This is a genomic window from Leptolyngbya sp. O-77, assembly GCF_001548395.1.
Taxonomy (GTDB): domain Bacteria; phylum Cyanobacteriota; class Cyanobacteriia; order Elainellales; family Elainellaceae; genus Thermoleptolyngbya.
Genome location: NZ_AP017367.1, coordinates 1677767 through 1688759 on the forward strand (window position 1 = coordinate 1677767; position 10993 = coordinate 1688759).

The window sequence follows — 10993 nt, forward strand, 5'->3', positions numbered from 1 at the left end:
ACTACATGTCTAGCCCTGACTACCTTACAGGGCATTGGGCTTGATGCTGACACGCCCGAAAGTCATGACTCCTTCAGGAATCCGGGCTAATTGCGGCAGGTACATTTGGATACTGTCCCCTCATAAATAAAAAACTCTAACCCTAGGATGACGGCAGAGATATCATGGCTTATATAAAATTTAGCTACGGTAGTAAAGGCTTGCTGCTTTTGGCTAGTGTGGCTTTACCCCTAGGTTGCACTGATTTTGCAAAAGCGCAAACCTTCTGAGTTAAGACTGTGCTGCTCTTGATCGCTGTGCCCTCCGCAGCAGTCGCATCGCCCCCGGATGTGCAGCAGTTTTCAGCAGAGTTCGGAAATGTCCGCTAATACAGCATTTTCTTGCGGGGTGAGGCACATGCTGCCCTCACGAGGCAAGGGCTTATGACCATCCGTGTGCCTCACTAGCTTCAAAAACGCTGTAGCGTGACGGAATGCTGATATGGCGGGTTGCTGAATGATGGAGGGCTTAATGATGAGAGGGCGATGTGATATCGAGTTTATTTCGAGTCGCGCATGAATGGCGATCGCTCCTCACTAGCCTGACTCGCCTACAGGTTAGAGATGGAGTGCTGCTAGTTCAAATTCCTTCTTATACTGGCTAAACTCGTCAAAAGTTTAGGAAATTAACGGATCTCTCAGGCTTTGGGGAGGTGGGTCAGGCATTAAACTACTAGTTCAGTAAGGTTTAGTCAAAGTTCTCCAGATTTCAACGTTCTTCAGGGTCTTAGAGGGCGATGGGTTAGAAGGCGCTAGGTATCCAGACTTTACCCTGTCAAAATCTTTGGTCTGTCAAAGCCTCACCGGAGTGTCGAGAGGGTTTCAAGTTAGAAGCTTTCTTTAAAAGTTAGAAGCTTTCTTTAACAAGAAGCTTTTCTGAAAATCAAAAAGGAGGGGGTTCACCTCCGAATTGTTTTACGAAACTATGTTTGCAGTTTTGCAATGGGTTTCACTTCTGTTAAAAGACTTTTGAATAGAAAAATCTAGAGATTTCTAAGAGTTAGTTTAGTGTGTCACGAGCTATGCAAGTTCAAGAGCGTGTGATTAACATTCTCCTCGTAGAAGATGACGAAGTGGATGTCATGAACGTCCGTCGAGCGTTCAAGAAAAACAACATCACCAACCCACTGTACGTTGCAACGAACGGAATCGAAGCCCTTTCAATGCTGCGAAGCGAGGGTGGCAATCCAGCCATCGTGCCGCCGACTCGTCGGCTTATTTTGCTGGATCTAAATATGCCCAAAATGAGCGGGATTGAGTTTTTGCATGAGCTAAGAACCGATCCGGAATTGAGAAAAACGCCAGTCATCGTGCTGACGACTTCCAACCAGGATAAGGATCGAGTTGAAGCTTACAATCTGAACGTGGCGGGTTATATTTTGAAGCCCGTTACGTTCACAAACTTTGCTGAAACAATGGCCACGCTCAATCGCTATTGGATGCTGTGCGAGTTGCCCTAATCAGCGGCGCTTTACAGACGGTCTAAGGGTTCTGCTAGCGGATTCCTCTAGCTGATTCTTTAGCGTCTTTTGAACTGACCCTCCCTCGATCGAGAGGTGCGTGAATCATGTCTTTGAATGCTGCAACGGATGCGCTACGGCAGGGCAGTCTCCCGGATGCCCCATTGTCTTTGCTCGTGGTGGATGACGACGAGATTGACCGGATGGCCGTGCGGCGATCGCTCCGAAACGCGGGCATCAACATGATCCTAACCGAGGCGGGGGACTATGCAGCGGCGATCGCCGCACTCCAGGAGCGCACCTATGACTGCGTGTTTTTGGACTATCGCCTACCCGATCGGGATGGGCTGGCGGTGGTGCAGGACGTGCGGGGGCGGGGCGACAAAACGCCGCTGATCGTGCTGACGGGGCAGGGCGATGAGGAAATTGCCGTGGAACTCATGAAGGCTGGCGCGTCAGACTACCTGCCCAAGTCGAAAGTGTCACCAGAGGTGCTGGCGCGTATTCTCCGCAACGCCCTCCGAATTCATCAGGCAGAGCAGGAAGCCGAGTTGGCCAAGCGTCAGCGAGAACAGCTTGCCCGCCAGCGGGAGGACTTTGTTTCGCGCTTGACCCACGATTTGCGAACGCCGCTGGTGGCTGCCGACCGAATGCTGAAGCTCTTTCAGCAGGATGCCTTTGGTTCGATTACGCCAGAAATGAACGACGCGATCGCCATTATGATCCGCAGCAACCAAAACCTACTGCAAATGGTCAACACGCTGCTGGAGGTCTATCGCCACGACGCGGGCGAGAAGACCATGCTGTTTGACCCATGCCGCCTGCCGGAGATCTTGCGCGAGGTGTGTCAAGAACTGATGCCCTGGGCACAGGATAAGCAGCTTGCCCTGGAGATGGTGGATAGCACAGAGGGCAGTGGGGTGGTGATGGGCGATCGCCTAGAACTGCGCCGCCTGTTTACGAACCTGCTCGGCAACGCCATTAAGTTCACCGACAGGGGATCGGTGACCGTGCGTCTCAGCCGGGTCGTTGCCAATGCAGACGCCTCTGCCGCCAACGGCGAGGCCCCCCGCCGGGTTTTGGTGGAGGTGCAAGACACAGGGCCCGGCATTCCGCCTGATGACCAGAGCATTCTGTTTGAGCGTTATCGCCAGGGCAACCACAAGCGGGCAGGCAGCGGGCTAGGGCTGTACCTGTCGCGGCGAATTGTGGAAGCGCATGGCGGGGCGATCGCCGTCCGCTCGACGCTGGGGCAGGGGAGCGTCTTCAGCGTGTGGCTGCCAGAGAAACGGTGAAGGAACGCTTCTAGCTTCCCTTAAAGGCTCAGCACTCTGCTGCTCTATCCCGCCTCAGCCCCTCACAATAGGCTTTGACCTGCAAATCAATGCCAGTAATTGCCGTGCCCACGACGACCGAAAACGCGCCGAGGTCGAGGGCTTTTCGAGCCATAGCGGGGGAGGCGATGCCGCCTTCGCAGATAGTGGGGATCGATAGCGTCTCGCACAGTTGGCTGAGCAGATCAAAGCCCGGTGGCTTTAGGTGGCGCGTCTCGGCCGTGTAGCCGTAGAGCGTTGTGCCCACCAGATCGGCTCCGGCGGCGGCGGCGGCGATCGCGCTTTCCAGCGTATCCACATCCGCCATCACAGGCTTGCCCAGGTCGGCATGAATTTTCTGGATCAGGCTTGCAACCGATTCTCCGTCGGGACGGGGACGCAGCGTGGCATCAATGGCAATGATGTCGGCTCCTGCCTGGGCGATCGCAGCGGCGTGCTGAAACTGCGGTGTAATGTACACGTCGCAGCCGTCAAATTGACGCTTCCACAGCCCGATAATAGGAACCTGCACCCGCTGGCGCACAGCGGCAACATGGGCGGGTGTGTCGATGCGAACCCCGACGGCTCCCTGGTTTTGTGACGCAAGGGCGATCGCCGCAATCACGCTTGGCTCATGCAGCGGCGAATCCACTGGAGCCTGACACGACACCACCAGTCCTCCCCGCAGCGCTTCTATCACCGAAACTCCAAACATGCTCTGCGCCCCATTAGTTGCTCCTCTTCCTGCAAAGCCTACCGCCTGCAAAGGCTACCGTGTTTGAAATGCCTCATCAAACCGGCGCGTAATCGGCTCAATCAAGAAGGTGAGAATCGTCCGCTGGCGGGTCACGATTTCCGCTACGCCCGCCATGCCTGGGGTCAGGTCTACCAGTTGTCCATACACGGCCACCTGAGTCCGGCTCAGGCGAATCGTCGCTGGGAACACCGGGCCAAGCTCCTGGTCGATGGTGGCGTTGGGGCTAATCTGCACCACTTCCCCCTCAATCGTGCCAAATTCCTGATACGGGAAGGTGGCCAGTTTTACCTTAGCCCGCATTCCTGGCGCAATAAAGCCGATATCGCGGTTGAGAATTTGCACCTCTAGCAGCAGTTCGCTATCCTCCGGCAGGATGGACATCAGTTCTTTACCTGGCTGCACAGTGCCTTCCGCCAGCGTTACCTGGAGATTGTAAACAGTGCCCGTCACAGGGGCGCGGATCGTGTCTTGCTCCTGGGCGCGGGTCGCCTGGGCAAGCTGTCCTTCGATCGTAGACAACTCCTCGCGCCGCTGGTTGAGTTGCGCCAGAATCTCACTCTGGCGTTCAGAACTGAGGCGATCAGCGGTTTGACGGGCACTGCGGTAAGCTTCTTCCGCCCGCCGGATGGCCTGGGTCTGAGCCACGATTTCTTGCTGGAGTGAGGCGATTTGATCTTGCGCCTGGGTTAGCCGATCCTTCGCCTCCAAATAGTCAAACCGGGGCACGGCTCCAGTGCCAGGTTCCACCAGCGGCCGCAGGCTGCGCTCTCGTTCTTCAGCATTGGCCAAGCTGGCGCGGGCGCTGCTCAGGTTTTCTTGCAATCGGGCTAGGCGGGCCCGAGCTTCGGCGATCGCCGCCTGTTGTCCCTGCGCCTCGGCCTCGGCCGCTGCTCGCCGTCCCTCAAACTCGCGCCGCCGCGCGGCCAGCAGTTGGTCTTGCAGGGCGACCCCCGTTTGCGCTTGCCCCGTGCGCTCGGCCTCCAGTCGGGCAATGTCCTGGCGGATGAGCGTCGCGGCTTCCCGCAGGCGGTCAATTTCGGCCTGGCTCACCTCGGTCGATTGCTCCAGCAGCACGTCGCCCCGCTCGACGCGATCGCCCTCCTTCACCAGAATGTTCTCAATCTTGCCGCCCTGGAGCGCCTGAATTGGGCGAATTTGTTGTGCGGGGATCAGCGCCCCCTGCGCCGTCGCCACCTCATCTACTTTGCTGAAATGGGCCCAGGCGATCGCCCCCAACACCAGCGCCGACAGCGTTCCCGCCAGCAGCCGGGTATATAGCGGCGGCAACTCCTGCACTGCCTTCCCCAACTCATAGGACAGGTAATCTTCCGGCGTGGCAAACTGTTGCCGTGCCTGTCGGGCCTGGGCAGGAGAGATAGGCTGAATCATAAGGCTGGAGGGAGGGTGAGAGGGGCGAGTGTCTTAGAGGGTTGGAACAGAGATTGGGGGTCTACAGCCCTGGATCAGCCTGCCCGTTCAATGAGCCGGAATAGACCAGACCGCGCTGGATATCCAGGGTCAGCAACGTGCCGTCGCGGATGACCTGAGCCGCATCTTTGACACCGACGATGACGGGAATGCCCAGGCGGAGGCCGATCACGGAGGCATGGCCCGTGAGACTGTCGTCTTCAGTCACAATGCCAGCGGCTTTGCGGATGGCATCGAGATATTCGGCTCCAGTGTTGGGCACGACCAGGATTTCGCCAGAGTTGAAGTTGCTCACTTCCTTGCTACTGCGGGCAACACGGGCGCGGCCGCTGATCAGCCCTTGCCCAATACCGATGCCGCGCCCCAGCACAGCCGTCACGACTTCGACCTTAATCAGGTCGGTAGACCCAGACACTCCCTGTAGGGTGCCCGCTGTCATGACGACGAGATCACCTTCTTTGAGAAAGTTTTTTTCTTGGGCGACGTTGAGCGCAGCCTGGAAAGTTTGCCCCGTCGAGGGCAGGTTTAGCACCAGCAGCGGGCGCACGCCCCAGACTAATTGCAACTGCCGCGCCACATCGACGTGGGGCGTGACGGCCAGAATGGGCGTGCTAGGGCGATATTTTGACACGTTGCGGGCGGTGGCTCCCGTTTTTGTCAGGGTCATGATGGCGGCGGCCTGGAGTTGTTCAGCAATGCGCCCGACCGCCTGGCTGATGGCGTTGGGGATGGAGTGCCCGCCGGAGTTGCTGTCTACGTTGCGGGCGATCGCCAGATTTTGCTCAATCTGCACCGCAATCCGCGCCATTGTCTCGACGGCCTCTACCGGAAACTTGCCCACCGCCGTTTCGTTGGACAGCATCACCGCGTCCGTGCCGTCCAAAATCGCATTCGCCACATCCGAGATTTCGGCGCGGGTCGCACGGGGATTGCTCACCATGCTGTCGAGCATTTGGGTAGCGGTGATCACGGGAATCCCGAAACGATTCGCCGTAGCGATCAGCCGCTTTTGCAAAATGGGGACTTCTTCTGCGGGCAGTTCTACACCCAGGTCGCCCCGCGCCACCATCACGCCATCACAAAGCGACAGCACAGACTCCATCTGCTCGATCGCCTCGTGCTTTTCGATCTTGGCGATCACAGGCACGTCTTTGCCAGCGCTGGAAATAATTTCTTTGATTTCCAGAATGTCCTGCGGATTGCGGACAAAGCTGAGGGCAATCCAATCCACGCCCTGGTCTAGCCCAAACATCAGGTCAGTCTTGTCTTTGTCGGTCAGTGCTTTGATCGACAGATATACACCAGGGAAATTCACGCCCTTGTTGTTAGACAGCACGCCGCCCACCACCACGCGGCAGTGTAGCTCGCGCTGGTCGAGGTCTACCGCCTCCACCCGCATTTCGACCCGCCCATCGTCCAGCAAAATCGTCGCGCCGACAGGCACTTCTTCCGCCAGTGGCTCGTAGGTCACGGAGCTAATATCCTGCGTGCCAAGGAGGGGGCGGCTGGTGAGAATGTAGGGATCACCCTTTTTGAGCGTGATGGGGCCCTGCTCAAATTTTCCCAGCCGAATCTTGGGGCCCTGCAAATCTTGCAAAATCCCTACAGGCTGGTTAAGTTCAAACGACACCTGGCGGATGGTGCGGATGTTGCGCTGGTGGTCTTCGTGGGTGCCGTGAGAAAAGTTCAGACGCAGCGTAGTGGCTCCCGCTTCAATCAAGCTGCGTAGAACTTCAGGGCTGCTGGTGGCAGGGCCAATCGTGGCGACAATTTTAGTACGACGCAGGTGTTGATGCGGTGGCATGGGTTCTCGAACTCTCTCAAGGAATACTCAGGGTACAAACTCTCGGCTCAAAAGCTAGAGGAGCGGTCAGGGCTGGTCGCTAGCGGCAAAAACCGGCGTAAGGTTCGGTGTGCAAGAGGCACTATCAAGCGTGGCGATCGCCCCCGGAATAGTGCTCTTCGACCGTTCCCCCTCGTTTCGCTCCTATTCTTAGCTAAACTGCTTTGGGCCCGGCCCTTCCATAATTTAGGGTAAATGTAATCATCTCCGATCAAGATTTCTCAGAGCCGCTTCCCAAATTTGCCAGCTCAGCCACAATGGGCGATCGCCCAAACACAGCTTCTCCCAAGGCAAATTCCCCTTAAGACGAGTCTTCTCAAGGCAATTAAAGCCTCCCCCAAAACTCGCCCCTCCCTCTTCGTTCTTCGTTCTTCCCTCTTCCCTCTTCGTTCTTCCCTCTTCCCTCTTCCCTCTTCATTGAGGTTGCCCCGAAAACGGTTCCGGCGGATTCGTCCAGTTAAAGTCGTTAATCCGAATACCCAGCGATCCCACCTCTCGGTCGGGATTGACCCGCAGAATGATGGAATAGGTGCGGCGACTATATTCCAGGAAAAAGGTCGTGTCAAAATCTTCCCGCTTGTCAAGGTTAATTGACGTTTGAAAGCCTGCTCGAATCGGCCCGTAGATTTGTTGCAGCAGCCCAAAGGACAGAACCTGAGGATCAGCAATCCGGTCAAATCGAAACGGAGATTCTCCCTCCACAATCGCATTAGAGTAGGTGACGTTGAAGCGGGTGTAGTCCAGAAAATTTCGGGAGAACCGCCCAAATTGTCCCTGGAGGCTGGCAAAGGCCGTCAGACTGCTCTGAGTGTCTTCGCTGGTGTAGTAGGCGGTGGTGCCGCGCAGACCTACGACGGCTACCAAATTGGGTACGACAGGGGTAGCCGAATACCGCAGTCCTTCTTCGGCGGTGGGCGGCAGGGGCGGCGCAGACCAGAGCAAAAAGGCCCGCGTTAGCCCCGCGCTGGCTTGAAATCGACCCAGTGTGACGCGATCGTTGCGGCGCTCTAGCGGCGGGTCGAGCAAATCCAGTCGATCGGTATTGGCATTGATCAACTGGGCGCTGACCTGATAATTGAGGTTAATGCCAGAGGTGCCTAGCGGAATGTTGGGTGAGGAAAAGACAGCACCCAGGCTGCTCTGCACGTTCTGAAACCCAAGGGTGCCGTTAAACAGGCGATCTCGGTAGCTATATTCCAGCGTCAGTTGGTGAATGCCCACCTGCTGCCGCAGCCGCAAACTGCCCCGCACCTTGTTTTCTAAATTGCCCAAATCAAGCGTGCCAAAGGTCGCCGTGCCCACCAGCGACGTGGAGGGGCCGAGGGTGGCATCAAGCTGAGCCAAAAGCCCAATGCTGCTGGGGTCAAAAAAATTAAAATTGTTGTCTGTCACGGCTCGCTGAAGCAGAATTGCGGGCGCAAGCACAAACTGCACGCGGGGCTGGTTGATCACCGTCAGCGGCGCTTGCACAAATAGCCCCCCTACCTCTTCGTCGTAGCCCAGTCGAAGCAGCGGCGGCTGGCGGCGGCGATTGTCAATCACCACCCGGTTCTGCAAAAAGGGCAGACTAAAGCGCCGGTCGAACACGAGCCGGGGGTTGCGGGCGCGGACTTCCGCCTGGAGCGGGTTGAACTGGGTGTAGGTGAGTTCGGGGGTGCGGAGTTCCAGTTCGGGGGGCGAAAAGGGGTCGTTGGTGAGGCGCACATTTTGCGCGACCCAGCCGTCGGGAAAAAACTCGATGGATTCGGCCTCGAAGCGAAAGCGGGTGAGTTCGCCTTCGCGCTGCCCCGTGAGCGCCAACCCCTGATCCAGGTTTGCCCCCACTTCTACCAGGATGCCGCCAGGACTGGAAACAGGGGGCGCACCCGGAGGACGGGGCGTAGGGCGAGGTCGTTCAGCGCCCGCAGCGGCTTCCTCCAGCGGCGATAGCAGGGTGAGATCCGTGCCGCTGGAGGGCAAGAAGATTTCGCCCCTAGCTCCGTCCACCGTGCCTTCGCTCTGCACAAAGTTGTAGACCAGGCGATCGCCCTGGAGAATCTGCGCTCCTCGCACTAGTTGCACGTTGCCCTCAGCGACGGCAATGCGGTTTTGCAAATTCACCTGCACCCGATCTGCCGTCAGCACCGCCCGCCGGAAACGCATTTCCACATTGCCCTCCGCCGAGAAGACCTCGCGCAGGGTGTCAAAATCCTGGCGATCGCCCCGAATTTCTACCAGATCGGTCAGGCTGACTGATGCCTCTGAATCCGAATCCGCCGTGGGGGGGCGGGGAGAGGCAGGCAGAGGAGGGGAAGCGGCCGGCGCATCGACCGGGGCCTCTCCAGATGGCGGCGGAACCGCTGGGTCAGTCCCGTCTTCTGGGGGAGGAATCAGCAGAATTTGCCGACCCGATTCGGGATCTTGCTCCAGGGTTTCTGGAAACGGGATGGGCACAGGCAGGTTTGGGGCGCTGTCTGGATTAGAGGGTTGGTTCGACGGGGGGGGAGCCTGGGCAACGGTACTTGCGTCGCTGCGGCTGGAAAGCTCTGCAAGCAAGGGAATGGGATTGCTGGAAACAGCCCAGGTCTGGCTGGGAAGCTGGCGCTCGGCAGGAACAGACAGGGGGCGATTCGCGAAGCGATCCCTGCGAAAATCGCCCTCCATCAGCCACATTTCCCTTCCTCCAATCACCTCGGCACTCAGGATTGAGGGACGAAATGACAGCGAGGACGGCGTAATCGCAGGCTGTAGGGATGCAACGGGCGATTCAATTGGCTGCCGGAGTTCTCCCAACAGTTGCCAGTCATCAGCCGGGTGCAGCGGTGCAGAGCGGAATATCGTTGTGTCGGAGGGCTGTGCGGCTAGCAGAGTCCCCGGTGTCAGCACGGGAAGGTATTCTGGGACGGATGCGAAACCAGATTCCACAACAGGAAGCGTCACCGTTTCGTCTGTCCCTGGAGCAACCGCTGGGGCGACGTTAACCGACAGCGGCATACCCAGGGCTGCGGCGGACTGGGCATGGGCGACGGCAGGCAGAGGCGGCGGCGTGGCAGGCAGACGGCCACTTGGACGCACGGGACGAGTCGTGAAGCGATCCCTGCGGGAATCGCCCGACGAAACCGAACGGCGATCCAGGTCGCTTCCCTGATTCGATGTGGGAAGGGACTGCGCCGTAGGGATGGGATCGGCTGGCTCGACAGCGGCGACAGGAGCAGCGGGGCGATTCACAAAGCCATCCCTGTGGGAATCACCAGCTATCCCGTCCTGACGAGTTTGCAGCCATTGTTGGGCAGGACGAGTCGGCGAGGCGCTGGCTTCTGGGGTGCGGAATCGTGAAGCCGCATCCGCAACCGACCCAGGCGATGATGCGCTGATCGACTCGACTGTTGATCCGGGCGTAGATCCTCTGGGCGCAGATCCATCGGGCGTAAATTCTTTGGGCGGAACTTCAGCGGTCGATGGGGCTGATCCGGTGCTTGCAGACTTTGACCGTGGTGACCACCGAACCCCTGAACCTGGCTCTGGCAGAGGAAGCGAATCCAATGCGATCGCAGATGCATCGGCAGACGGGCGATCGCGCTCCTGAACCGGGGCGGCAGGTGCAATATCGACAATCGCAGCAGGGGGAGGTGGGAAGCTAGGGGGCGGAACCGGAACGGGCATACGCAGCTAAAACTAAGTCAAACCATCAGGTCGAGCAAGCAGCCCTGAATGCGAGCAGCCCTGGGGGTCGGTCACGACGCTTGACGACGCTTCCCACGATTAAGTGCCCTGCCGCGGCTGGGGGCAGAGGGTTGTTCAGACAAAAACTATTCGAGATCTCGGCGATTGGGGTTGCGCGAGGGGTCATTAGACAGGAAGCCAAACACGAACAGGCTGATGAAAAACAACACGACAATGTAAACAATCACTTTAAGCGTCAGCATGGCTATTCTGGCGGGGTTTCAAAAACAAGCTCCATTATCATATCGAAACGATGTCCCCTTTTTCGACCCAGGATTGGCGCTCTTTTACTCGGTTTTTTCCGCAGGATGCAGAAGGATAGCTTGGCGATCGCCCCTGCCCATTTTCCCCCGCCCGCTTGCTAACCTGACAAACCTCCAGCCGCGTAAAATCCTCTCTCGATAAATCCTGTCGGCCCCCATAGGCTCAATCGAATCATCTGGGCTAAAGTC

General features: G+C 57.9%; 7 protein-coding genes. 2 read left to right on the forward strand and 5 right to left on the reverse strand.

Annotated features, from left to right (window positions below; all coding sequences use genetic code 11):
• The first annotated feature begins 1060 nt into the window (after positions 1 to 1060).
• Positions 1061 to 1498, forward strand: coding sequence for a response regulator (locus tag O77CONTIG1_RS07190; RefSeq protein WP_068509283.1), 438 nt, complete (start codon positions 1061 to 1063; stop codon positions 1496 to 1498).
• Positions 1499 to 1605: 107 nt separating this feature from the next.
• Positions 1606 to 2793, forward strand: a complete 1188-nt coding sequence (locus O77CONTIG1_RS07195) for a hybrid sensor histidine kinase/response regulator (RefSeq protein ID WP_068509285.1) — start codon at positions 1606 to 1608, stop codon at positions 2791 to 2793.
• Positions 2794 to 2821: 28 nt separating this feature from the next.
• Here the strand turns inward: O77CONTIG1_RS07195 and O77CONTIG1_RS07200 are convergent, their stop codons facing one another.
• The 5 genes from O77CONTIG1_RS07200 to O77CONTIG1_RS07225 all read right to left on the reverse strand — a co-directional run bounded on the left by O77CONTIG1_RS07200 (position 2822) and on the right by O77CONTIG1_RS07225 (position 10744).
• Entirely contained in the window at positions 2822 to 3526 is a 705-nt protein-coding gene (locus O77CONTIG1_RS07200) for an N-acetylmannosamine-6-phosphate 2-epimerase (RefSeq protein WP_068509288.1), read from the reverse strand.
• A gap of 54 nt (positions 3527 to 3580) precedes the next feature.
• Positions 3581 to 4957, reverse strand: coding sequence for an HlyD family type I secretion periplasmic adaptor subunit (locus O77CONTIG1_RS07205; RefSeq protein WP_068509289.1), 1377 nt, complete (start codon positions 4955 to 4957; stop codon positions 3581 to 3583).
• A gap of 61 nt (positions 4958 to 5018) precedes the next feature.
• A complete protein-coding gene (pyk, locus tag O77CONTIG1_RS07210; protein WP_068509291.1) occupies positions 5019 to 6800 on the reverse strand; it encodes a pyruvate kinase in 1782 nt (593 codons plus the stop codon).
• Between the two features lie 453 nt (positions 6801 to 7253).
• Positions 7254 to 10481 carry a DUF3769 domain-containing protein gene (locus tag O77CONTIG1_RS07215; protein ID WP_084782315.1) on the reverse strand — a complete coding sequence of 1076 codons (3228 nt, stop codon included), beginning with the start codon at positions 10479 to 10481 and terminating at the stop codon, positions 7254 to 7256.
• 146 nt (positions 10482 to 10627) lie between these two features.
• The gene (locus O77CONTIG1_RS07225) at positions 10628 to 10744 is read right to left on the reverse strand and encodes a photosystem II reaction center protein I (protein ID WP_068509295.1); all 117 of its coding nucleotides are present in this window, start codon (positions 10742 to 10744) and stop codon (positions 10628 to 10630) included.
• Between the last annotated feature and the right edge of the window lie 249 nt (positions 10745 to 10993).

What these genes read in the sequence shown, in the direction of transcription:
- O77CONTIG1_RS07190 (WP_068509283.1), top strand. Translation starts at nt 1,061, where the DNA reads ATGCAAGTTCAAGAGCGTGTGATTAACATTCTCCTCGTAGAAGATGAC.
- O77CONTIG1_RS07195 (WP_068509285.1), top strand. Translation starts at nt 1,606, where the DNA reads ATGTCTTTGAATGCTGCAACGGATGCGCTACGGCAGGGCAGTCTCCCG.
- O77CONTIG1_RS07200 (WP_068509288.1), bottom strand. Translation starts at nt 3,526, where the DNA reads ATGTTTGGAGTTTCGGTGATAGAAGCGCTGCGGGGAGGACTGGTGGTG.
- O77CONTIG1_RS07205 (WP_068509289.1), bottom strand. Translation starts at nt 4,957, where the DNA reads ATGATTCAGCCTATCTCTCCTGCCCAGGCCCGACAGGCACGGCAACAG.
- pyk (WP_068509291.1), bottom strand. Translation starts at nt 6,800, where the DNA reads ATGCCACCGCATCAACACCTGCGTCGTACTAAAATTGTCGCCACGATT.
- O77CONTIG1_RS07215 (WP_084782315.1), bottom strand. Translation starts at nt 10,481, where the DNA reads ATGCCCGTTCCGGTTCCGCCCCCTAGCTTCCCACCTCCCCCTGCTGCG.
- O77CONTIG1_RS07225 (WP_068509295.1), bottom strand. Translation starts at nt 10,744, where the DNA reads ATGCTGACGCTTAAAGTGATTGTTTACATTGTCGTGTTGTTTTTCATC.